Origin of the sequence: Anaerotruncus rubiinfantis (assembly GCF_900078395.1) — a bacterium.
GTDB classification, from domain to species: domain Bacteria; phylum Bacillota; class Clostridia; order Oscillospirales; family Ruminococcaceae; genus Anaerotruncus; species Anaerotruncus rubiinfantis.
Genome location: NZ_FKLA01000009.1, coordinates 897,401 through 920,949, shown reverse-complemented (window position 1 = coordinate 920,949; position 23,549 = coordinate 897,401). Strand labels below are relative to the sequence as shown.

Annotated in this window: 22 protein-coding genes and 2 tRNA genes; 7 read left to right on the top strand and 17 right to left on the bottom strand. The window is 56.7% G+C overall.

The features are described 5' to 3' along the window. Positions 1 to 81 precede the first annotated feature (81 nt). The 3 genes from BN4275_RS09990 to BN4275_RS09980 all read right to left on the bottom strand — a co-directional run bounded on the left by BN4275_RS09990 (position 82) and on the right by BN4275_RS09980 (position 962). Positions 82 to 172 (bottom strand) — tRNA-Ser (locus BN4275_RS09990). A 47-nt stretch (positions 173 to 219) separates the two neighbouring features. Then, positions 220 to 306 (bottom strand) — tRNA-Ser (locus BN4275_RS09985). A 41-nt stretch (positions 307 to 347) separates the two neighbouring features. After that, complete coding sequence (locus BN4275_RS09980; RefSeq protein WP_066457560.1) at positions 348 to 962, bottom strand: flavin reductase family protein; 615 nt, start codon at positions 960 to 962, stop codon at positions 348 to 350. Positions 963 to 1,160: 198 nt separating this feature from the next. On the opposite strand from BN4275_RS09980, the gene BN4275_RS09975 reads away from it, so the two are divergent. From BN4275_RS09975 to BN4275_RS09955, 5 genes are all read left to right on the top strand, one after another. Then, the gene (locus BN4275_RS09975) at positions 1,161 to 2,687 is read left to right on the top strand and encodes a hypothetical protein (RefSeq protein WP_066457559.1); all 1,527 of its coding nucleotides are present in this window, start codon (positions 1,161 to 1,163) and stop codon (positions 2,685 to 2,687) included. Continuing rightward, positions 2,684 to 3,094, top strand: coding sequence for a DUF2500 domain-containing protein (locus BN4275_RS09970; RefSeq protein ID WP_066457557.1), 411 nt, complete (start codon positions 2,684 to 2,686; stop codon positions 3,092 to 3,094). Before BN4275_RS09975 ends, BN4275_RS09970 begins: the two co-directional genes overlap by 4 nt. A 130-nt stretch (positions 3,095 to 3,224) precedes the next feature. Continuing rightward, a complete protein-coding gene (locus BN4275_RS09965; protein WP_066457554.1) occupies positions 3,225 to 5,135 on the top strand; it encodes an NAD(+) synthase in 1,911 nt (636 codons plus the stop codon). Positions 5,136 to 5,168: 33 nt separating this feature from the next. After that, positions 5,169 to 5,894, top strand: a complete 726-nt coding sequence (locus BN4275_RS09960; RefSeq protein ID WP_066457552.1) for an AzlC family ABC transporter permease — start codon at positions 5,169 to 5,171, stop codon at positions 5,892 to 5,894. Beyond that, positions 5,891 to 6,211, top strand: coding sequence for an AzlD domain-containing protein (locus BN4275_RS09955; RefSeq protein ID WP_066457551.1), 321 nt, complete (start codon positions 5,891 to 5,893; stop codon positions 6,209 to 6,211). The genes BN4275_RS09960 and BN4275_RS09955 overlap by 4 nt, the downstream gene beginning before the upstream one ends. Before the next feature lie 51 nt (positions 6,212 to 6,262). Here BN4275_RS09955 and BN4275_RS09950 read toward each other — a convergent pair whose 3' ends face one another. The 4 genes from BN4275_RS09950 to spoIID form a co-directional block, all read right to left on the bottom strand. Continuing rightward, positions 6,263 to 7,714: a TrkH family potassium uptake protein gene (locus BN4275_RS09950; RefSeq protein ID WP_066457549.1), complete on the bottom strand. Its 1,452-nt coding sequence runs from the start codon at positions 7,712 to 7,714 to the stop codon at positions 6,263 to 6,265. Between the two features lie 30 nt (positions 7,715 to 7,744). After that, positions 7,745 to 9,157, bottom strand: coding sequence for a Trk system potassium transporter TrkA (gene trkA / locus BN4275_RS09945; protein ID WP_066457546.1), 1,413 nt, complete (start codon positions 9,155 to 9,157; stop codon positions 7,745 to 7,747). Between the two features lie 247 nt (positions 9,158 to 9,404). After that, a complete protein-coding gene (tnpA, locus tag BN4275_RS09940; RefSeq protein ID WP_066457543.1) occupies positions 9,405 to 9,863 on the bottom strand; it encodes an IS200/IS605 family transposase in 459 nt (152 codons plus the stop codon). Positions 9,864 to 10,045: 182 nt separating this feature from the next. Beyond that, positions 10,046 to 11,122, bottom strand: a complete 1,077-nt coding sequence (spoIID, locus tag BN4275_RS09935) for a stage II sporulation protein D (RefSeq protein ID WP_066457541.1) — start codon at positions 11,120 to 11,122, stop codon at positions 10,046 to 10,048. Positions 11,123 to 11,287: 165 nt separating this feature from the next. Here spoIID and BN4275_RS09930 point away from each other — a divergent pair, with 165 nt between their 5' ends. Together BN4275_RS09930 and BN4275_RS09925 are read left to right on the top strand one after the other, a co-directional pair. Beyond that, positions 11,288 to 12,667: a citrate synthase gene (locus BN4275_RS09930; RefSeq protein WP_066457536.1), complete on the top strand. Its 1,380-nt coding sequence runs from the start codon at positions 11,288 to 11,290 to the stop codon at positions 12,665 to 12,667. Positions 12,668 to 12,774: 107 nt separating this feature from the next. Next, positions 12,775 to 13,611 carry a hypothetical protein gene (locus BN4275_RS09925; RefSeq protein ID WP_066457533.1) on the top strand — a complete coding sequence of 279 codons (837 nt, stop codon included), beginning with the start codon at positions 12,775 to 12,777 and terminating at the stop codon, positions 13,609 to 13,611. A 77-nt stretch (positions 13,612 to 13,688) separates the two neighbouring features. Here BN4275_RS09925 and BN4275_RS09920 read toward each other — a convergent pair whose 3' ends face one another. The 10 genes from BN4275_RS09920 to BN4275_RS09875 all read right to left on the bottom strand — a co-directional run bounded on the left by BN4275_RS09920 (position 13,689) and on the right by BN4275_RS09875 (position 23,544). Then, a complete protein-coding gene (locus BN4275_RS09920) occupies positions 13,689 to 15,005 on the bottom strand; it encodes a hypothetical protein (protein WP_066457526.1) in 1,317 nt (438 codons plus the stop codon). 41 nt (positions 15,006 to 15,046) lie between these two features. Next, positions 15,047 to 15,871: a polysaccharide deacetylase family protein gene (locus BN4275_RS09915; protein WP_066457524.1), complete on the bottom strand. Its 825-nt coding sequence runs from the start codon at positions 15,869 to 15,871 to the stop codon at positions 15,047 to 15,049. After that, a complete protein-coding gene (locus BN4275_RS09910) occupies positions 15,861 to 16,715 on the bottom strand; it encodes a polysaccharide deacetylase family protein (RefSeq protein ID WP_066457522.1) in 855 nt (284 codons plus the stop codon). The genes BN4275_RS09915 and BN4275_RS09910 overlap by 11 nt, the downstream gene beginning before the upstream one ends. 128 nt (positions 16,716 to 16,843) lie before the next feature. After that, complete coding sequence (locus BN4275_RS09905) at positions 16,844 to 17,605, bottom strand: SDR family NAD(P)-dependent oxidoreductase (RefSeq protein WP_066457518.1); 762 nt, start codon at positions 17,603 to 17,605, stop codon at positions 16,844 to 16,846. After that, positions 17,602 to 18,327 carry an ABC transporter ATP-binding protein gene (locus BN4275_RS09900; RefSeq protein WP_066457514.1) on the bottom strand — a complete coding sequence of 242 codons (726 nt, stop codon included), beginning with the start codon at positions 18,325 to 18,327 and terminating at the stop codon, positions 17,602 to 17,604. Before BN4275_RS09900 ends, BN4275_RS09905 begins: the two co-directional genes overlap by 4 nt. Before the next feature lies 1 nt (position 18,328). Beyond that, positions 18,329 to 19,108, bottom strand: coding sequence for an ABC transporter ATP-binding protein (locus tag BN4275_RS09895; RefSeq protein WP_066457511.1), 780 nt, complete (start codon positions 19,106 to 19,108; stop codon positions 18,329 to 18,331). Between the two features lie 31 nt (positions 19,109 to 19,139). Continuing rightward, positions 19,140 to 20,039 (bottom strand): branched-chain amino acid ABC transporter permease, encoded by a 900-nt coding sequence (locus BN4275_RS09890; RefSeq protein ID WP_066457509.1) that lies wholly within the window; start codon positions 20,037 to 20,039, stop codon positions 19,140 to 19,142. Between the two features lie 14 nt (positions 20,040 to 20,053). Continuing rightward, a complete protein-coding gene (locus tag BN4275_RS09885; RefSeq protein ID WP_066457504.1) occupies positions 20,054 to 20,929 on the bottom strand; it encodes a branched-chain amino acid ABC transporter permease in 876 nt (291 codons plus the stop codon). A gap of 91 nt (positions 20,930 to 21,020) precedes the next feature. Continuing rightward, a complete protein-coding gene (locus BN4275_RS09880; protein WP_066457501.1) occupies positions 21,021 to 22,232 on the bottom strand; it encodes an ABC transporter substrate-binding protein in 1,212 nt (403 codons plus the stop codon). A gap of 91 nt (positions 22,233 to 22,323) precedes the next feature. Next, entirely contained in the window at positions 22,324 to 23,544 is a 1,221-nt protein-coding gene (locus tag BN4275_RS09875) for an ABC transporter substrate-binding protein (RefSeq protein ID WP_066457498.1), read from the bottom strand. Positions 23,545 to 23,549: the final 5 nt, after the last annotated feature.

The following is a 23,549-nucleotide window of genomic DNA, read 5'->3' as shown; positions in this document are numbered from 1 at the left end:
CCGCCGAAAAATGAAAAAGTGTATTTTCGGGCAAAAGGAAAAGCCGCATGACGGCCTCTAAAGTGGCTATCATGCGGCTTTTGGCGGAGATGAAGGGATTTGAACCCTTGCGCCAGTTTCCCGACCTACTCCCTTAGCAGGGGAGCCCCTTCACCAACTTGGGTACATCTCCAAATAGGTGGTAACGCCTCTTAATTCTATTTGCCTCGTAAGGAGAATTGGCGGAGAGAGTGGGATTCGAACCCACGGCTCTTGCGAGTCACTGGTTTTCAAGACCAGCTCCTTAAACCGCTCGGACATCTCTCCGTACGTGACGGAGATTATAATACCACAAAATGCCTGCGAAGTCAAGCATCCGGCGAACCTTTCCCGCCTCTTTTGGGGCGGGATTTTTTCCGCGCGGGTTTCTTGCGGACCGAAAAACCAAACGTGCCGATCTGTCTGCCGAGTTCGAAATATTCTCCATGCGCATAGGCCGCAAGCCCCGCCGCGCCCAGATTGAGCCTGCCCGCTTTATCCACAAGCTTCGGATCTACATCGATCGCCACGATCTTCGCCAGGAACATATGATGGGTGCCCAGCTCGAGCATCCGCTCCACCCGGCATTCCAGCGAAAGCGGACTTTCCGCAATGAGCGGCGCTGAAATCTCCGCGGCGGCCTCCGGAGTGAGCTTGCAGGCCGCGAACTTATCCAAGTCGCGGCCGGAACGCACGCCACAGAAATCCGCCGCACGCACCAGTGCCGTGGTGGTGAGATTCACCGCGAATTCGCCGCTCTCCCGAATGAGCCCATAGGAATACCGCTCCGGCCGGACAGAAATATAGGTCATTGCCGGATTGGTATTGACAATACCGGTCCAGGCAACTGTAAAGGTGTTCGGCTTTTCCAACGTCCCACAGCTGACCAGCGCAGGCGGGACCGGTGCGAGCAGCGTCCCAGGTTTCCAAACTAATTTTGGCATGGCGGCAATTGCACCTTCCTTATCATCTGCATTCTGAGGCTAATCATACCATATTTCGGAGGCATGATGCAACAAAACTAATCTGGAACCGACACTATTTGATAGACAGGCATCCTGCGAATGGGTATAATATAGTAAAGAATCATAACCATACGTAATAACCACGCAGCATAATTACTATATGGATAGGAGCACAGAATGAAAAATCGATTTCTTGCCAAAATCCTTGCCGCTGTGTTGACCCTCGCGCTCTGCCTGTTGTCCTCCCCTGTCGCGTACGCCGCCGGTTCCCCTTCCATTCCGGATCCGAAAAACATTGCGGCCGAGGACCTTTTAATGCGCGACTACATCCGCATTTACGAAAACGCGCTGCTTGGCGCGCAATTTGAACCAGGAAAAGCCGATCCTGAAGCTGCTGTGGCGTTCTCATTCGCGTTCCTGCGGGAAACCGGCGGGCTTGCGCCTTATGCCGTTTATCAGGACAGCAGAACCATTCTGCATTATTCGATCCCCGCGGCGGAGATCGATGAGCTCTGTTCCTTATTTTTCGGCTGCCATGCGCCGGAAAGCGGCTCGGACGAAGGCTTTCTCTTCCCTTCGGAAACGCCCGCGTCCCCGCCGTCTCCGGAGCTTTCACTTTTGGCCTGTGAAATGGATCCGGCCGGCAGGCTTTCTTTAACGATTGAACGGACAATGGACAGCCGCGCCTGGCGCACCGCGCGGTACGTCTTCGCCCCGTCGGCCGCGCCTGTTCCAGCCGTGCTTGCCGGGATCATTCCCGCCGGGCGGCAGCTCTACCGGTTCGTATCGGTCGAAAACCTCCCTCTTCCCGCGGCGCATGGCCGGGAGATCCCGATCAGCACGCCGCGGGAACTTGCAAAGCTCGCGGATCTGGTCAACTCCGGCGACAGCGCCTATGCCGCGAATACCTACCGACTTACAGCCGACCTCGACCTTGGCGGGATCTCAATCGACCCGATCGGCTGTTATCTGCCCACTGACCCGCGCGACCCGGCCCCAGCCGGTTTTTCCGCGGTTTTCGATGGCGGCGGTCACACCATCCGGAACCTTTCGATGGTCGTTTCCGGCTCGCCCGCCGGGTTATTTTCCTGCGTCGGCAGGGACGGACGCGTCACCGGGCTTTCGCTTTGGGGTGGGCTGGTTCGTCTTGAAACGGAATCCGGGGATGACTGCGCACCCGCCGGCGGGCTCGCGGGCGCCTGTTACGGCGTCATAGAGGACTGCTGCTTTTCCGGTCAGGTACAGGGCGGCAAAGAAACCGGTGGGCTCATCGGGAAACTTGTGGGCGGGACGGTCCGCGGCTGCCGGGCTGACGTACAGGTGTCCGGCACAGCATCGACCGGCGGACTCATTGGCCGCACGCTGGACGCCGGGGTCTATACCTGCACCGCAACCGGAAACGTGACCGCGGACGCGGAAGATAACCAGCTTCCAATTGACATTGGCGGGTTCATCGGGCATAATGAAAACACTTATATCAGCCGCGGAATCGTGTCGGTCCGCGTCACCGCTCCCGCTAAATACCGGCGGATCGGTTGCGTGGCCGGTTATAATTACGGCGCGTTCACCGACAGCTTTTACAATGCTGACCTCGCCGCGGGAGGCGCGCCTATCGGCTACGCCTACACCGGAGCGGATTACACGGTCGACCTCACCGGCCTTCCATCCGCGCAGCTGACAGAAATGGGGGTACTTGGTTCATGAGCATCAGTCCTTTCGGATTCGGGTTTGACCTGATGTCGACTCTCTTTCCAATTTTTTTCTTTGTCGTTTTCGCCATCATCATCGGCATTTTTATCCGCAACGCGGTCGTCGGCGCCCGGCAGTACAGCCGGAATAATGCTTCACCGGTCCTCACGGTGGACGCCACGCTCGTCTCGAAGCGCACCGACGTGCACCATCATCAGCATATGAATGCCGGTGATGCGACCGGTGCGCACGGGATGCACACCACCTCCTCCACCGATTACTATGTCACCTTTGAGGTAGAAAGCGGCGACCGGCTGGAATTCTGGGTGTCCGGCCGGGAATACGGGATGCTCGCTGAGGGGGACCACGGAAAACTCACCTTCCAGGGGACCCGTTACAAAGGATTTGAACGAACCCGTTGAGATAGATCATACAGGATAAAAAAATAGCCGTTATACGGCTATTTTTTGTTGGTTGTCTGCGCAATAATGTAGTATAATAATTTGGTAAATATGTGGAAACGCCATTCCAGGTTTCGGAGGGATTTTTTCAATGAAGGATGGATTTATCAGGGTCGCCTGCGGCACGCCGGACATCCGCGTGGCCGACTGTGCCCATAATGCTGATTCGATCATCGCGCTTGCGAAAAAAGCGCGGGAGGCCGGGGTGCAGCTGCTTGCGCTTCCCGAACTGTGTATCACCGGTTACACCTGCGGCGACCTTTTCTTGCAGCAGACGCTCCTGGAAGGAGCGCTCGAAGCGCTGAAAAAAATCGCAAAGGAGACTGCAAAGCTGGACATGCTCCTCTTTGCGGGCCTTCCGGTCATCCACCGCAGTAAGCTCTATAACTGCGCGGCCGCGATCTGCGGCGGCGAGATTCTCGGTTTCGTACCGAAAACACATCTGCCGAACTATGGCGAGTTTTACGAAAAGCGTTGGTTTGCGCCCGCGCCGGACGAATATGATTATCACGACCTCTGGGACGACGCGGTCCCCTTCTGTCAAAACCAGCTCTTCTCCTGCGATACGCTGCCCGGCCTCACTGTGGCGGCTGAAATCTGCGAGGACCTCTGGGCCCCCAATCCGCCTTCCACCGCGCACGCCGCCGCGGGCGCGACGGTCATCGTGAATCTCTCTGCCAGCGACGAGACGGTCGGCAAGGACGCCTACCGGCGCGCGCTCGTCTCTGGGCAGTCGGCAAGGCTCGTCTGCGGCTACCTCTACGCCGATGCGGGCGAGGGCGAATCCACCACCGACATGGTCTTTGCCGGACACAACCTGATCTGCGAAAACGGCGTGCCGCTCGCTGAGAGCCGCCGCTTTGAAAATGGGTTCATCTTCTCGGAAATCGATGCGCAGCGGCTCGTCTACGAGCGGCGCAGGCTCACCACCTATCCGGAGAGAAAAGACAAAGGCTATCTGCATTCGACCTTTTCCCTCCCGGCACGCGAGACGCCGCTCTCCCGCCCGGTGCCCGCGAAACCATTCATTCCGTCCGATAAGTCCGCCCGGGAAAGCTGCTGCGAGGACATCCTGCGCATCCAGTCCTATGGCCTAAAAAAGCGGATCGAACATTCCCGCGCGAACACCTGCGTGGTCGGTATCTCGGGCGGGCTCGATTCGGCGCTGGCGCTTCTTGTCGCGGTGCGCGCGGCAGACCTCTGCGCCCGCAGCCGCAAGGATGTGGTCGCTGTGACCATGCCCTGTTTCGGCACCACCGCCCGCACCAAGGGCAACGCCGAACTTCTCTGCGAACGGCTCGGCGTGACCCTGCATCACATCGATATCAAGAAGGCGGTCGACCTGCACTTCGCGGACATCGGCCACGACCCACAAAAACGTGACGTGACCTACGAAAATGCCCAGGCACGGGAACGAACCCAGGTGCTGATGGATCTGGCAAATGAAACGAACGGTCTGGTGGTCGGCACCGGCGACCTCTCCGAGCTGGCGCTTGGCTGGGCGACCTACAACGGCGATCACATGTCGATGTACGGGGTCAACGCCTCGATTCCCAAAACGCTGGTACGCCATCTGGTTGCCTACGAGGCACAGCGCGCGGACGATGAAAAGCTGCGGGAGGTGCTCTATGACATTCTCGCAACGCCGGTCAGCCCTGAGCTTCTGCCGCCGCGCGAGGGTGAAATCGAGCAAAAAACCGAGGACCTCGTCGGCCCGTACGAATTGCACGACTTCTTCCTCTACTATATGATGCGCTGGGGATTCGCACCGCGCAAGATCTTCCGGCTCGCACTTTACGCCTTTGGGGAGGACTATCCCCGCGAAACCATCCTCAAATGGCTCAGAAACTTCTACCGCCGTTTCTTCGCGCAGCAGTTCAAGCGTTCCTGCCTGCCGGACGGCCCGAAAGTCGGTTCGGTTTCGCTTTCGCCGCGCGGCGACTGGCGGATGCCCAGCGACGCGGTGGCTTCGCTCTGGCTTGCCGAAGTGGACAGCCTCTGATTTCTCATGAACAGTACAATGGAGTAACAAAACGTGAATAATAAAACAGCATTCATAAAGGGGCTCAAGGATGGTGTGCCAATCTGCCTCGGATACCTTTCGGTCTCATTCACTTTCGGTATGATGTGCACCGAAAACGGCCTGCCATTCTGGATCTCCCTGCTCATCTCGATGACAAATCTCACCTCCGCCGGACAGTTCGCCGGAACGGCGCTGCTGCTCTCCGGCGGCGCCTACATAGAGATTGCCGTCACGACCTTCGTCATCAATATCCGCTACATGCTGATGAGCCTGTCGCTTGCGCAGAAGGCGGACCCCGCGATGCCAACCTGGCAGCGGGCGATTCTCTCGTTCGGTGTGACCGACGAAATCTTCGCGGTGGGCATGCAGCAGAAAGGGCCGGTCACCGCCGCCTATCTGGCCGGGCTGATCTTCACCCCGTACTGGGGGTGGGCGCTCGGAACCCTGTTCGGCGCGACGGCAACCAGCCTTCTGCCCGCCGTCCTGCGCAGCGCGCTCGGCGTGGCCATCTACGGTATGTTTATCGCAATCATCGTGCCGCCTGCCCGCAAGGTGAAGCCGGTTGCGGTCGTCATCGCGATTGCGGTTGTGCTGAGCTGTGTCCTGCGCTTCACGCCGATACTCAAAAACCTTTCGAGCGGCTGGGCAATCATCCTCTGCGCAATCGCCGCTTCCGCTTACGCCGCTCTGCGCTATCCCGCGGGTGACGAGGATGAACCGGAGGTGGCCGCCGAATGAATTATCCACGTATTTTCACCGGGATTTTTATCATGGCGCTGGTCACCTACATCCCGCGCATGGTGCCGCTCGTCTTTATGAAACGGAAGATTGAAAACCGGTTCGTCAAATCGTTTTTGCAGTATGTCCCCTACGCCGTGCTCGCCGCGATGACCTTCCCGGACATCCTCTTCGCCACTTCCAGCATCGCATCCGCAGCCATCGGGCTGCTGGCCGCGCTGGTGCTCGCCTATCTGGGACGCGGGCTCCTCACGGTGGCGCTCGGCTCGACCGCCGCTGTCTTTCTGGCCGAACAAGTCATGCGTCTGTTCCTTTGAAAAGCGCCCAAAAAGGCCGCTGCATTTTGCAGCGGCCTTTTTCTTTGGCTTTTAGATCTTTTTCCACATGGACGGCGCAAACAAGAGAAGAATCGGAAAAATCTCGAGCCTGCCAATCAGCATATTCGCGGTGAGGATCACCTTGCTGAAATCGGAAAACACGGAATAGTTCTCGATCGGCCCCACCACGCCGAGGCCCGGCCCGATGTTATTGAGACAGGCAAGCACAGCGGTCAGGTTCGATTCAAACGAAAAATTGTCGAGCGCGATCAGCAGGATCGACACAACCGCAATCGCGCAGTAAACGGTCATATACGCGTGCACCCCGCGCAGGGTGGCATCGTCGATCATTTCGCCGTCCATCCGCACCGTCTTGACCGCGCGCGGGCGCAGCATCTTCTGCAGATCCCGTTTTGCGGACTTTAAGAGCAGCAGAAGCCTTGAGACCTTGATGCCGCCGCCGGTCGAACCGGCCGACGCGCCCACGATCATCAGCACCACCAGGATCACCCGGGAAAGCTCCGGCCAAACGTTAAAGTCGGTGGTGGCAAAGCCGGTGGTCGTCATGATCGAGGAAACCTGGAACGCCGCATGCCGCAGCGCTTCACCGAAGCGGTTGCCGAACATCGGCATGATGTCGACAGTGATGATCATAATCGATCCGAGCATAATCCCAAGGTAAGCGCGCAGTTCTTCGTTGTGGAACGCCTTGGAAAACTCACGGATGAGCAGCAGATAAAAGATATTGAAATTGACGCCGAACAACGCCATAAAGACAGTGACGACCACCTGCAGATAGGGGCTGTAGCCGGCGATGCTGTCGTTTTTCACGCCGAAGCCGCCGGTGCCGGCCGTACCGAACATGGTGGTGATGCTGTCAAAGAGCGACATCCCGCCCGCCAGCAGGAAGATGACCTCGATGAGCGACAGCACGATATAGATACCGTAGAGGATGGTGGCGGTGTCGCGCATCTTCGGGACCAGTTTGCCGACCTGCGGCCCCGGGCTTTCCGCGCGCAGAAGGTGCAGCGAGTTGCCCGAGCCCTTCGCAAGCGGTACGATTGCCAGCAGGAACACCAGCACGCCCATGCCGCCCAGCCAGTGGGTAAAGCTGCGCCAGTAAAGCATTCCGAACGGCAGCCCCTCCACGTTGGTCAGGATACTCGCGCCGGTGGTGGTGAAGCCGGAAACGGTTTCAAAGATGCAGTCGACAAAACTGGGGATCGACCCACTGAGGAAAAACGGCAGCGCGCCGAAGAACGACACCGCGATCCATGCCAGCGCAACCGTGAACATCCCGTCGCGCACATAGAGGGTCCTTTTCTCTGGACGGACAAAAACCGTCAGCATGCTCACCGCCAGAAGAATCAAAATGGTGATGAAAAAGCCGCTGACCGAGGCCTGCTCGTGATAGAGCAGCGCAACCGCGAGCGCGGGAACCATGAAGGCCGCCTCGACCCGCAGGATATAACCGATCAGGAACAGGATCATCCGATAATTCATAATCTTTTTACTCCCGAAAAAACAATCCCGTTATACGATATACTGGTCATTGATGGTGTATTCGTAATCGGACGCTTCAATTTTATCATCAAAAATGTCGTTGAGGTCATAGATGGTCTGGTCGGCCGTTGTGACCACAATCACCGTGTCATTGAGTTCAATGGTGTCCTCGCCCTTTGGGATGATGATCTTCCCATAGCGATTGATGCAGGCCAGCAGGATATTCGGCTTCAGGGTGATCTGCAAAAGCGTCTCTCCCAGGTGGCGGGTGGTCTCGGTCACGCGGAATTCAAGCGCCTCGACCTTGTTGTCCACGATGCGGTGCAGGGTCAGCACCGATCCGCCGGTTGTGTTCTGCATGGCGCGCACATAACGCACGATATCGTTTGCCGTCAGCAGCTTGGGGCTGATCACGCAATCGATCCCTTTATCCCGGAAGACCTCACTGTACTCGGTACGGTTGATCTTGGTGACCACCTTGGGCACGCCAATGTGGTTTGCGTACATCGAGATGAGGAGGTTTTCCTCGTCCATATTGGTCAGCGTAACCACCGCGTCGGTCTTTTCGATCCCTTCGGAAAGAAGAACCGCCTGGCTTGATCCGTCCGCGTTGATGATCTCCGCCTTCGGCAGCTTTTCTGCCAGCGTCCGGCAGCGTTCAGGCTTGGTTTCGATCAGTTTCACGTCCACGCCGATATCGAGCAGGTCGGCCGCCAGATAATAGGCGATTGTGCTGCCGCCGATGATCATGATATCGCGCACCCGGCGGCTCTCGATATGCAGATTGCGGATAAGCGTCGCCAGATCGGCTGCCGAAGCGGTGACATAAATTTTGTCGCCCTGCTTGAGCTGGAAGTTTCCGTCCGGGATGAAAACCCCGTCTCCCCGCTCAACCGCACAGACCAGCACCCGCACGCCGGCAATCTTATACATTTCAGAAAGATGTTTATCGTTGAGGATGTTCCCTTCGCGCAGAACAATCTCCACAATTTCCACACGGCCTTTGGCGAACGAATCCCGCTTGAGGAAGGAGGGGAACTGCAACAGGCGGAAAATCTCGCTCGCTGCCGTTCGTTCAGGATTGATGGTCATACTGAGCCCCAGCTCCTCCTTTAAAAAGAAAAGCTGCTCGGCATATTCAGGGTTGCGCATGCGGGCAATGGTATGCGCGCAGCCAAGCTTGCGCGCGATGATGCAGCAAAGGATGTTGATCTCATCCGCGCTTGTCGCCGCGATCACCAGGTCACAGTCGCCGACATCCGCCTGCTTCTGCACCTTGAGGCTCGCGCCGTTTCCATGCACCACCATCACGTCGAGCGTCTCGACCGACTCCTGCAGCACCTGTTTGTTAGAGTCAATCACCACGATGTCATGGCCTTCCTTGCTGAGCTGCTCGGTCAGGGTATAACCGACCTTGCCGTCGCCCACAATCACGATCTTCATATTCCGTATCTCCTCTTGCCGTTTTCCCCCGGCATCTTTGCAAAACTTTAACCAAAATGCGCGAAATATTATTATAGTCTTTATATCCGAACAATGCAATACTATCACAGAAATTCCCCGGATACAAGGGGTTGTCCCGTAATAATAATCCCCCGGCATAGCCGGGGGTATTTCATATGCGGGCAAAGCCCTATGATGCCAGCCGCACCTTAAGGTGCATATACGGTCTGCCATTTGCATGAGATTATTATCTACTACCCGTAAACGGGTCGTTATATTCTTTGAGTGTCATCTGGTCTTCAACTTGATCTTCTTTAAGTTGATTTTGTATGTACTCTGCTATTCTTGCGGCATTCTTACCGGCTGTATCAACGTAATACCCTCTACACCAAAATGTTCTATTCCCATACTTATACTTCAAATTGGCATGCCGCTCGAATATGATTAAGCTGCTTTTACCTTTGAGGAACCCTACAAACCCCGCTACACTCATTTTGGGTGGTATTTCTATCAGCATGTGTATGTGGTCGAGGCATACCTCTGCTTCTATAATGTTAATTTCTTTCCATCTGCATAATTCTCGCAATATCTTCCCTATCTCAGCTCTATTCTCTCCATAGAACGCCTTCCTACGATACTTTGGCGCAAACACTATATGATATTTGCAGTTCCACTTTGTATGTGCTAAACTATTCGTGTCCTTCATTGGACTTCCTCCTTTTGATATTTTGACTTGCAGTTGGCAGACCGCAGTTTCATTATATCAAAAGGAGTTCTTTTTTCTCGCCCCTCGCTAAAGCTTTTTCTCTACCACCGGCACAGCCGGTGGTTTCTCTACAAAAAAAGCGCCCGCGGACTTCCGTCCGCGGGCGCTTCTCGCATTCCTTCCTACTGCCCGATTGCCGCCAGGGTGGTGCCTGGATAATAATGCGCGAGGATCTCATCAAAGGTGGCGCCCTGGCGCGCCATATAATCCGCTCCATACTGCGAAAGGCCGACACCATGCCCATAGCCGGTGACTGTGAAGATGAATTTTGCGCCGTCCCAGCTGATTGCAAAGTCGGAAGAACGCAGGTCAAGCAGCGAACGCAGCTCCTTGCCGTGCATCTGCTGATCCCCAGCCGAAAGTTTTGTCACATAACCGCCCTGCGAGCGTTCGAGCACCGAAAACCATCCGGACGGGTCGGCCCCGAGCTGGATATCCGGACAGGCGCCGCGCAGGGCCGCGGCGACCTCATCGGCGGAGAAGGTTTCGGTCGTGACGAAATCGGGCGCGAGCGTATCTCCGAAACTCTCGACCGGCACGAGGTAGGGCTTTCCGCCGATCCAGACATTGGCGGCGTCCTCGGTGGTTCCGGAGGACATCGAATGATAGGCCGCCACAATCGGCTCTCCCTCATAGGTCAGAAGGTAAGCGCTCACCGAATCCGCCGCGTCGCAGATGGTTTTCCAGTAGGCGTCTGCCAGTTCACCGTAACGTTCACGGAAGACCGCTTCGGTGGTGTAACTCTTCCAGTTGAGCGGGTCGGCCGAAAGGTCGGCGCCATTCAGCCGTTCTTCTCCGAGGCCTTCGGCGTTGAGCCGCTTTAGATTCAGAGCGTATGTATGCGCCGCCACCGCCTGCGCTTTGAGCGCTTCGGGATGAAAGGTCGGCGGCAATTCAGCTGCAAGCGCGCCGCGCACATAATCCCGCGCGCTCACCGAAAAAAGTTCGCCGGTGCGCTCGTCCAGGATTTGAAAGCCGTCGTCCTGCAGTTCCACCGTCTGATGCGGCGCGGCCGGTTCTGCAGGATCCCCTTCCTGCGGCTGCGAATTTGCAGGAACCCGGTTCTCATTATTCGTCTGTGCGCTTTGAGCCGGCTCCCGCACTGGGAGAAGCTGGAGATTTCCAGCATCCTGGTTCAGCGCCAGGAGTGGGATCAAAAACATAACCAGGGCAAACACGAGGGTGTTTATCAGTTTCATCTGTCTTTTACTTCCTCTCATTATGAAAGATTTTTCACGAACGCCTTCATATTATTTCTATTTTCAGAATGTATTTGCTTGACTTCACCCCATAGCTACAGTACAATTATATCTGTCATCCGGCGATGTCAAACGCATCCAACCGACGAAAGGAGCCACCGAATCATGCATATGAAGGAACTCGACCTGCCCAGCGAACAGCTGCAGCAGGATATTAAAAGTTTATGCAGCGAGTACGCGCAGTATAACAATATCAATCCGGAACTCTTCTCCAAATACAACGTAAAGCGTGGCTTGCGCAATGCGGACGGCACCGGTGTGATGGCTGGCATCACCCAGATCTGTAACGTCCACGGTTACCTCATCAACGAGGGGGAAAAGGTTCCCATCGACGGCGAGCTGACCTATCGGGGCGTCAATATCAACGACATTATCGCTGGCTGCGCCGCTGACAACCGGTTCTGTTTCGAGGAAACCGCCTGGCTCCTGCTGCTTGGCAATCTTCCCACCGGTCAGCAGCTCGCCAAATTCCAGGAGATGCTCGCTGAATCGCGCAATCTGCCCGACAACTTTACAGAAGATATGATTATGAAGGTCGCAAGCCCCAATATCATGAACATGCTCGCCAGGTCGGTCCTGGCGCTCTATACCTATGACTACCGCCCCGATGACACTTCAATCGAAAATGTCCTGCGCCAGTCGATCCAGCTGATTGCGCGGATGCCTTCGATCATGGTCAATTCCTATCAGGTGAAAAAGCGCGTCTACGACGGACGCAGCATGTACCTGCACAACCCCGATCCCGAGCTCTCCACCGCGCAGAACATTCTGCGCCTGCTGCGCTCGGACAAACGCTTTACCGAAGAGGAAGCGAATCTGCTTGACCTATGCCTGATGCTGCACAGCGAGCATGGCGGCGGCAACAACTCCACGTTTTCCGTGCGGGTGCTCACCTCCTCCGGCACCGACACCTATTCGGCCATCTCCGCAGGCATTGGTGCGCTCAAAGGCCCAAGGCATGGCGGCGCCAACTTTAAAGTCATAGAACAGCTCGAATATCTCAAGGCAAATGTCCAAAATTGGGATGACGACAACGAAATCCGCGACTATCTGCGCAAGGTCGTCAACCGGGAGGCAGGAGACCGGTCGGGGCTCATCTACGGCATTGGGCACGCGGTCTATACCAAAAGCGATCCGCGTGCCGCCGTGCTCAAAAAGAACGCGTTCCGCCTCGCGCACGGCACCGATTTTGAAGGGGAATTCCGCCTGCTCAATGCGGTGGAACGTCTCGCGCCCAATATCCTGCGTGAAAAATGGAAAACCGACCGCTCGATCTCCAACAATGTCGACCTCTATTCCGGGCTGGTCTACCGGATGCTCGGCATCCCGGACGAGCTGCATACGCCGCTCTTTGCCATCGCGCGCACGGTCGGTTGGTGCGCCCACCGGCTCGAGGAGATCTGCACCAGCAATAAGATCATGCGCCCCGCCTACAAGCCTGTCATTGGCGACCGGCCGTATATCCCCCTTGCGGAGCGCAAATAATCCAAATCCAAAAAAAGATACCTCTTGCCATCCCCGATGGCAAGAGGTATAATTATTAGGTTAATAATATGCAAATTTCAAGAATCCATACAATACGGAGGATTTCGATGCCTTATAAAACTTCCAAATTCATCTTTTTCTTTTCTATGGTTGCCTGCGTCGGCCTGCGCATCTATCTGAAGCTATCCTATATCGACCCGGATACCGGTTTTTACACCGACGAAGGCCAGCTTTTCGCCATCGCTTACGGCGTAATCCTTGGCGCGTCCTGCATCGCAATCATTGTAAGCGCACTGTTTTCCAGAAAGAACACATCCACGGTCTACGCGGCCTATCCAAACCAGGTGCGCGGGATGGCCGCCCTTGCGGGTATCGTGGCGCTGCCAGTCGCGGGGCTTTCCGCTTTCGCGCAGTTTTCATATATGGCCGACCTCGATTTTCCGGGCCCTGTCGTGGTGGGCGCCCTGATGCTCCTTTTGCGGCTCATCTGTCTTGCCGCCGCGCCGGTTGTCTCGGCTGTGCTGTTCATCTATATCGGTTTTAAAGGCACGGGCGATTCCCGTACCTTCCGGATCAACGGCCTACTGATGCTGGTGCCGCTCATTTGGCAGGTTGCCAATCTGCTGACCTCCTATATGTCCTATACTGCGATCCGCAGCGTTTCCGACCAGCGTTACACCGTTGTGATGCTGATCCTGCTGGTGCCGTTCCTGCTCGCGTACGGCCGGGTGATGGGCGGCGTGAACCCGGAAAAAGGCATGCGGCAGATGACCGCGTTCGGGCTTTCCTTCGCAATTGTGGCGCTCAGCGTTTCGGCGGGCATCCTGGCCACGCCGTTCTTTGGAAAGGCTACCGACATTGCAATCAGCCTTTCCGAAGCGGGCTTCTACTTCTGCCTGGGGCTTTACGCCGCGGCGCTCTGTATGAACACCGAATCAGAATAAATAAAAGCGGATAAAAACACAAGGGGCCCCATACCGATGGTATGGGGCCCCTTGCTGATTAAAAGAAGGAAAAACGCTTAGAAATCGATCCGGAAGGTCTTGTCCTGGATCTCCCGCATCGACATATCGGCGCAGCAAAGGCTCTCATACAGCCGCCACTGCTCATCGACTGTGGGCGCGACCGCGTTGAAGTAATCCTTGACCACGTCGCGGGCATAATCGTGCGCCACAAAATGTCCGTCATCCGCGGCAAGGCGGCTCACGCAGGAGTCCTCCGCGTCCTTGCCGATGACCGCATACTTTTTCAGGAACGCCGCCGCTTCCGCTTCGCTCCAGCGGTTCTCCCACAGATTACGGGTGACCTCGAGCTTCGCATAGCCCGCAATCTCGACGTACTTGTGCCAGAGCGGCATCAATTCGACCAGCCCGGTATCCAGGCCGGCGTTTTTAAAGATCGTTTCACGCTCAAAGTCGAGCTGCTTTTCCATCGACAGGTCAAAGCACATGGGGATAACATACCGCGCCGAACCTTCAGTGAAGGCTGAAGATGAAGAAAACTGCGAAACGACCGCCATCTCCGGCCAGCAGGTATCGATAAAGGTCTGGGTGCGCTTCTCATAGTAGGTGATGTGGCCGGGTTCCATCTCATGTCCGATGCATTCCACCACATTATCCACTGTCCAGGGGAAGTTCAGATTGAAGTTGCGTTCATATTCGAGGTGGTTGTAGTCATAACCGAACAGGATCGACAAAAACGCCATGCCCGGATCGGCATATTCGCGCACCCGTACCCGCGGCATGCTGTTGCCGGTGAGGGTCATCCTACGCATCGAGATATCGTGGAATACCTGGGTGGTCTCCTTGAGAACCCGCAGGACCCTGTCCTTTGGAATGGAGATTTTTTCACGGAACACCCAGGCCTTCTCCTGCGCGGAACCCGCGCCGGGCAGCGCCTGGCCGAGCTCCGCGAGGATATCGTCGAATTTTTTGTAGTCATAGGCGGGTGCCACCAGGCTGTAAAGCTCGTCGGTCATCGTATCGAACGGGATCTTTTCACCCAGCAGCATCCGGGTGCGGGTGCGCACATGGCCCACGTGGTCGATCAGGTAATTGACCCGGTGGATTTCTTCCGGGCGGGCGGTTTTTTTGTAGAGCGCGAGGTTGTCAAGCAGGTGGGTCGACTCGTCCAGAATGTCGCGCAGGGTGCGCCCGTGTTTCGCGTCCGCGATCTCATAGTCGGGCAGGATCTTGTATTCGCGGGAATACCGCATATCGGTCCTTCTCCAGAAAGGGCCTTCGGTATACCACTGGATATCGATATCGTCGTACCGGCTTTTGCATAAGGTCATTTCCTCATACTGTTTTGCCATTGCATTAAGTGCGGTTTCTGACATGACGGGAGACTCCTTTGTTCTGATTTTCTGTTATGGGGCGGTTATGCCTTCCCGCAGCGCGCGGCAATCTCCTCGCCGGTGGCGATCCAGACGTCGCCCGCGCGCTGCATCTCGTCGAGCAGCTTTTCCAGCATGAAGATGCGTCCCTGCTCGCCGACCGCCTGCGGGTCGAGCTGGAGGTTCAGCAAGGTGCCCCAGCGGCGCGCGCCCTCAAGCTCATAGCGCCAGTTTTGCAGCACGTCGTCCATCGAAGCGCTGCGCGCCTGTCCCGGCGGGATCGGCGGATCGAACGCAAAGGTGAAATACGGCAGATCGAAAAGCGCCCAATGAATCGGCAGTTCCAGCAGGCCCGCCGGTTCGCGGATATACGGCAGGTCACTGTCCGAAAGCGAGCTCGAATAGGCAAAGCCCAATTCCTTTGCGACACAGAGGGTTTCCTCGGTGATCTCCCCTTCCGGCATCCGAAAGCCCACCGGGTCTTTTCCGACCGTCTCCCTGAGGATCGACCGGGCCTCGCGCAGCCGAGCTTCCTGCTCCGCGCGGGGAAGATGTGCGAAGATCTCATGCTTTAGTCCGTGGCAGCCGATCTCATGGCCGCGCGCGGCAATTTCTTTCACCTTTTCCGGATAACGGCGCGCCACTTCTCCCGGCACAAAAAAAGTGGCCTTCACGCCGTAATTGTCGAGCGCATCCAGCAGATGCGGCAGTCCAAATTCCATACCGGTGCGGCCGAGGCGCAGGATATCCCCTTCGTCCACGTCCACCTCCGGATAGAAAATCCGCCCATAGAATTCCGCGTCAAGGTTCACGCTGATCAGAGCGGCGCATCTTTTCCCTTCCGGCCATACTGCTTTTTCATTCCTCATGACCTTTGCCCTCCATGACCGATTTAAAGTGGTTTGCAATTTCAATGCAGGGGACGCTCCAGACATCGGGATTTTCCGCAAGATATTTGCAGAACTTCTCCAGCATAATTGCGCGGCCCGGGGTTCCCGCGATCTGCGGATGAAACGCGGTGGAACCGGAATTTCCGAAACGCGCCGCGCCTTCCACTTCACGAATCCAGTTTTGGTAAACGCAGTCGTAGGAGGCAAGCCGCGGCATCCCTTCGAGCACCGCAGGGTAGTTGTGCAGGACCGTCTGAACATAGTCGTCGGTCTGTTCGTCACGGCAGGGGATGTTGACGCCCTTTGTCGGCGTCCCCTCGACCTTGTACCAGCCGCATTCCTCGCCGCTGGTGCCCGCACTGGAATAGACAAAGCCGCCGTCGCTGTAAAGCCAGCGCTCGGTCTCGGGCAGCAGCGAACCGGTCGGACGGATGCCGAGCGCCTTCACACCGGCATATTTTAAGAAGATCTCTTGGCAGCGTTCGAACCGCTCGACCTGCTCCGTAAAGGTTTTTCCGTATGCGCCGGTGTGGTCAAGCCCATGGTGGGCGATCTCGTGGCCCTTGGCTAGGATCTTTTCCACCACGTCCGCATATTCCCGCACCATGTCCGCCGGTATGAACCAGGTCGCCCGAAGATCATACTCCTCCAGAATTTCAAGGATGCGCTGAGCGCCTCTGCGCGGTCCATACTGACCGATCGACGGCCCTTTGATATAGGCGGAACCGTTCGGCAGATGCCGGATCTTGTTGCGCCAGATGGTGTCGCCGTCCATGTCAAAGCCCAGGGAAAACGCGCATTTGGCTTTGTTTGGCCAAACCATAATGATTGCTCCTTTTCGTTGGTATTCTTGCCGCGCCAGCCGCGGCCGCAAATCTGCAAAAGCCTAAAAAGGCGGCCGGGAACCATATTCTGACTCCCGGCCGCCCCGTATTTCTTAACCGGGCGCCCTTACACCAGCATCCGTTTGCCGCCGTTGGGCGCGACAATCTGGCCGGTCACATAGTCCGCCGCTTCGGAAACAAGGAACAGCACCGTGTTCGCAACGTCCTTCGGCACCGCGATGCGTCCCATCGGGATGAGCGGGATCTCGTCCGCGACCAGCTCGAAGTCCGCTTCCCGCAGTCCGGGGGTGTCGGTCGTCGGGACCGGGATGACGTTCACGTTGATGTTGTACGGCGCGGCTTCCTTCGCAATCGAAGTGGTGAGCCCGATGATGCCCGCCTTCGCGGAAGCATAGTGGGCGCACTGGTCGCCGCCGCCGATCGCATAACCGGAACTGATGTTCACGATCTTGCCGCTCTTCTGGGCGCGCATATACGGGAACACTTCCCGGATCATGAAGAACGCGCTGTAGAGGTTGAAGCGAATGTAGTGGTCCCAACGCTCATCGGTGATGGTGAAGAAATCGCACGGAGGCTCGCCGCCGCCGCCATTGTTGACCAGAATGTCAACTGTACCGAACACCCGGACCGTCTCGGCAACCAGATTCTTGATGTCCTCGATTTTCATGATATCACAGTGACAGTATTCGGCAATGCCACCCGCTTCGATGATCCCTTCCTTGACTTTCTTCCCGTTTTCATCGTTGATATCGCTGACCATGACCTTCACGCCGTAGGCGGCGAGCTCCTCCGCCACGCCACGGCCGATGCCCCGGCCCGAACCGGTGACGATCGCTACTTTTCCGCCGATCTGCAGATAATCTTTCATGACTGCTGCCCTCTTTCTCCTTCATTTTTCCGTTTGCCAAGATAAGCGGAGACCACGCTCTCGCTTTTGGCAATTTCATCGCCGGTGCCGAATTTGACAATTCTGCCCTGTTCGATAACACAGGCGTGATGTGCAATTTTAAGTGCTTTGCGCGCATTCTGTTCGACGAGCAGGACGCTCACACCCTGTTTGTTGATCTCGTCGATGATGTTGATGACATCGTTGACGATGAGCGGCGCAAGTCCGAGCGAAGGCTCGTCAAGCAGCAGCACCTTCGGGTTCGACATCAGCCCGCGCGCGATCGCGAGCATCTGCTGCTCCCCGCCCGAAAGGGTGCCCGCGCGCTGGCTGCGGCGTTCCTTTAAACGCTCGAACAGCTCGTAAGAACGCTCCAGGCCGGGCTGCCGGTTCTTTACCAGGTAGCCGCCCATCAGAAGGTTTTCCTCCACCGTGAGGTTTGGGAAAATCCAGCGTCCTTCCGGCACCAGCGCGATTCCCCGCGCCACCACCGCGTGCGCGGCCGATGTGAGCGGTTTCTCATCGTAAAGGATTCTGCCGCCCTGCGGTTTCAAGAGCCCCGCGATGCAGCGCATCAGGGTCGATTTGCCCGCGCCGTTCGCGCCGACGATGGACATGATCTCTCCCTGCCGCATCTCAAAGCTGACGCCGTTGAGCGCCTGGATTTTGCCGTAACTGTAAGTCAGGTTTTCTATCCGCAGCATCTTAGTCACCCACCCCCAAATAAGCGTCGATTACTTCCTGGTTCTGCTGGATCTCATCCGGCGTGCCTGTGGCCAGCTGTTTGCCAAAGTTGATGACCGTGATGGCGTCGCAGACATCCATGATGACGTCCATATGATGGTCGATGACCAGGATTGTGATGTCCCTGTGCGTGTCGCGGATATTTTTGATGATTTCGGAGAGCCGTTCCGACTCCTCCTCGTTCATACCGGCGGCCGGTTCGTCCAGAAGCAGGACTTTCGGCGAAGTGGCCAGCGCGCGTACGATTTCCAGACGGCGCTGCATGCCGTACGGCAGGTTGCTTGCGATGTGGTCGCGCATCTCCCAGAGGCCCACGCTCCTCAGTGACGTCTCGCAGGCTTCGGCGCACTGCCGCTCCTGCTCCCGGTATTTCTTTGTCTTTAAAACGCCTTCCACCAGGTTATAGGTCATATTCTTCTGATAGGCGATATGGACGTTTTCATACACGCTCAGGTCGTTGAAAAGGCGGATGTTCTGGAAGGTGCGCGCAATCCCCTCGCGCGCGATCTGATAGGGCATCTTCCCCGCGATGGATTCGCCTTCCAGGAAGATATCTCCCTCGGTGGGCCGATAAACGCCCGTGATCATATTGAACAGCGTGGTTTTTCCGGCGCCATTCGGGCCGATGATCCCAAAGATCTGGCCGCGCTGTGCTTTGATATTGACATGGTCGGTGGCCACGATGCCGCCGAACCGCTTGCAGGCATCCCTGATCTCCAGTGAATAGGTACTTGTTCCCATAGCTGTATCCCTTTCCCGATCTCTCGTATCGTTACTTTTGACTTTGTGCATCTGCCGGGCGTTTTCTAAATTTGCCGGTCACCCAGTGAAAAGCATTCTTAAAGTCCTTGAGACACAGCTCGCGCGTACCCATCAGGCCGGATGGGCGGAACAGGATGACAAAGACCACCAGCAGGCCGTAAAGCACCATGCGCCACTGTTCGGCGGAGCCGAAGCGCAGAAGTTCCGGAAGCGGCAATAGCAGGAGGCTTGCAAGGATAGTGCCGGTGAGGCTTCCGCGGCCGCCCAGAATGACGATAATGACCAACTCATCCGATTTGACCATTGTGAACATATTGGGCTGCAGGTAGTGCATATAGTGGCCCAGCAGCGCGCCCGCGCATCCGCACAGCGCACAGCTGATGACCATCGCTTCCATTTTATATTTGAAAATATTGATGCCAACCGACTGGGCCGCGAGTTCCTCTTCACGCACCGCAATACAGTTGCGCCCATGTTTCGAATTGATATAGAGCCGCAGGACAATGATCGTGACGATTACAATGATCCACACGGTGCCAAAGCTCGCGCCCTTCGGGATGTCCGAAAGGCCGCGCGCGCCGCCCGTGATCGAAGTCGCGTTCTGGATGATCAGCTTGATTGCCTCGCCGATCCCCAGCGTCACAATGATGAAATAGTCGTCCCGCAGTTTCAATGTGGGATAACTGACGATGGCGCCGACAATAGAGGCCGTGATCATCCCCGCGATGACGCCAAGGAAAATCGGGATTCCAAACTGCTTTGTCAAAAGCGCCGACGTGTAGGCGCCGACCGCCATGAAGCCCGCGTGTCCCATTGAGAACATGCCCGTAAAACCGCATAGGATCGACACGCCCAGGACAGCGATCATATAGATACCGACAAGAGTCGCTACACCCAACCAATATTCCATCTCATAACCCTCCTTCAGGCCTTGTCTTCGCTGGATTTCCCCATAAGGCCGGAGGGGCGGATCAGCAGAATACCAATGAGCAGTATGTATGCGAACAGGTCACGCAGGGTGGTGGAGACATAAGCGGAAATCATCGCTTCCGACACGCCCAGCACCAATGCGCCGACCACGGCTCCAGGAAGGCTTCCCAGGCCGCCGAACACCGCGCAGATGAACGCCTTGTTCGTATAGAAGGTGCCCAGCGACGGATAGGTCGTGTATTTCGCGCCGAGCAGCGCGCCCGCGACCCCCGCCAAAGCGCCCGCAATCAAAAAGATCGCCAGAATCAGCCGGTAGGTGTCCACCCCCATGAGGGAGGTGGTCTCCAGGCTGTAGGAGGCGCCGCGGATCGCAAGGCCCAGCCGGGTTTTACGGATGATAAGCTCCACCACCAGAAGGGACAGCATGCTCACCACAAAGATAACGACGTCCACCACGCCGACGCTCGCCCCAAAAATCTCAAGGCTCTGGGAGGAGAAGTTGACCGGATAGATCCGGAACCTTCCCGAAAACGCAATGATGATCAGATTGTCGCCCATGACCGAAATACCAAGCCCGATGATCATGAGGTAAACACGCCGGGCGTTGCGCTTTAAGAGCGGGCGGTAGGCGACGAACTGGATGAACGCCGCCAGAGCCGCCGCCGCCACGATCCCCATGATCACACCCGCGAGCAGATCCTGCATCGCGTAGGTCAGGAAAAAGAATGTTGCGAACGCGCCGATGGTAACAGAGATACTGTGCGCGAAGTTGGTAAAGTTGAGTAGACTGTAAATGAGTGCGTAACCAACTGCCATCAATGCATACACACTGCCAACTGATAACCCGTTTATCAATTGCTGAATAAACAAATGAAGGCACCCTCCTTTTTTAAGAGCCCGCGCACAGTAACTATAGGTTCATTACAACCGCACGTACTCGTTATGGTTTTTTAATCTCTGCTCATGCAGTCTTTTCAGGCATAAACAGGCCCAGGGTTTTAAAATCGCCGTTTTCGATCTGGCAGATCGGCACTTCACGGTAAACCAGATGGGTTTCAGGGTCAAAGGTGATCTTACTGGTCAGACCCTCGATTTCGGTGGTGTTTTCCAGCTCGTCGCGGATCTTCTTCGAATCCGCCGCACCGGCCTTCTCGATCGCTCCGGTCAGGATCTTGAATGCGTCGTAAGCCAGGTAGCAGTCCGGGCCGACGTTGACGCTCGGGTCATACTCCCATCTCTCGATAAAGTCTTCCAGCAGGGTGTGCACCTTGTCGGATCCGGTATCGACCGCAACGTTATAGATCATGCCCTCGACCGAATCGCCCGCGATGTTGAACAGGTCGCTGGACATCGCGCCCTCGGTGGTCAAAAACGGCTGCTCGATGCCGAGCTCGCGCGCCTGGTTGGCAATGAGTCCGATCTGCTTATAGTATCCCGCCGCGATGTAAAGCGCGTCGAAGTCACCGGAATTCTTGATGCGGGTGAGCACCGCGCGGTAATCCACATCGCCGGTGTTGTAAGCTTCGCTGCAGACGATCTTGCCGCCGGAAGCTTCCACATTCTTGGTGAATTCATTGGTGACGCCGATCGAGAAGTCGGAACCGATCTCGTAGATGATCGCAATGTTCTTATAGCCGCATTCCTTGACCGCGTACTGGCCGAGGATGGCGCCGCTCTGCGGGTCGTTGAGGCAGGCGCGGAACGCCCACGGGCGCACCTGGCCGTCGTCGGTCATGGTGACCTTCGAGTTGGTCGCGATGCTGGTGAGGACCGGGATTTCATATTCGCTGGCAACCTCCACAAGCGCGATGGTGCTGGCGGAGGAATCGGTGCCGATGAAGGCCACAACCTTGTCGTTCAGAATCGCTTTGCGCGCCGCGTTGGTCGTTTCCACCGCGTCGTCACGGTTATCGTACACCTTGATCTCGATCTGTTTGCCCAGCAGGCCGCCCTCCGCGTTTTTCTGTTCCGCCAGCAGCTGAATGGTCTGGGAAAGCACATCGCCGTAGATCGAGCTTTCGCCGGTCAGCGGGCAGACCACACCGATACGGATGGTCTCCGGCTCGGCGGCCTCCGCGTCTCCGGACGCGCCGGAGGGAGCCGAAGAACTTCCGCAGGCCGCCATGGAAAGGGACAATGCCATTGCGAGGAGTATCGAAATAATTTTTTTCACGTTTTTTCCTTCCTTCTTTTAAAGCCCGGACGTAGCGATAACTGGGCTGTTTTGATCTGCTGTCCGCCGCGTTTGGGCCAGTATCATCTGATTACATTTTCTCAGGCATAAACAGTGTCTGGATTTTAAGCGTCTGGTCTTCCACCTTATAGATGGGAACTTCACGGTAGACCAGATGGGTTTCAGGGTCAAAGGTGATCGTGCAGGTCAGGCCCTCGATTTCGGTGGTGTTTTCCAGCTCGTCGCGGATCTTCTTCGAGTCCGCCGCACCGGCCTTCTCGATTGCATTGGCCATCAGCTTGAAGGCATCGTGCGCTAGATAGCAGTCCGGCCCAACGTTGACGCTCGGGTCGTATTCCCACTTTTCGATAAAGTCCTCGAGCAGCGCATGCACCTTGTCCGACTCGGTGTTGACAGTGCCGTTAAAGACGAGCCCCTCAACCGCGTCGCCCGCGATGTTGAACAGGTCGTTCGACGTCGCGCCCTCAGTGGTAAGCAGCGGCTCTGTAATGCCGAGCTCACGCGCCTGATTGGCAATGAGGCCGATCTGCTTGTAGTATCCCGCCGCGATATAAAGCGCGTCGAAGTCACCGGAATTCTTAATGCGGGTGAGCACCGCGCGGTAATCCACATCGCCGGTGTTGTAAGCTTCGCTGCAGACGATCTTGCCGCCGGCCGCCTCCACATTCTTGGTGAATTCATTCATGACGCCGATCGAGAAATCGCTGCCAATTTCATAGATGATCGCAATATTCTTGTGTCCCAGTTCCTTGACCGCGTACTGACCGAGGATGGCGCCGCTCTGTGGATCGGACAGGCAGGCACGGAACGCCCAAGGCCGCACCTGGCCGTCGTCGGTCATGGTGATCTTCGAGTTGGTCGCGATGCTGGTGAGGACCGGGATTTCATATTCGCTGGCCACCTCCACAAGCGCTATGGTACTGGCGGAAGAATCGGTCCCGATGAAGGCCACGACATTGTCGTTGAGGATCGCCTTGCGCGCCGCGTTTGTTGTTTCCACCGCGTCGTCGCGATTGTCGTACACCTTGATCTCGATCTGTTTGCCCAGCAGGCCGCCCTCCGCGTTTTTCTGTTCCGCCAGCAGCATGATAGTCTGAGAAAGCACGTCGCCGAAGATAGCGCTTTCTCCGGTCAGCGGACAGACCACGCCGATGCGGATGGTTTCCGCTTCGGCCGCCTGCCCTCCGACGGCGGAATCACCGGAAGCGGCTGGTGCCGAATCCGAACCGCCGCAGGCGGCCATTGCCAACATCAATGCCAATGCCAAAAGAATAGCTGTCACTCTTTTCACACTTT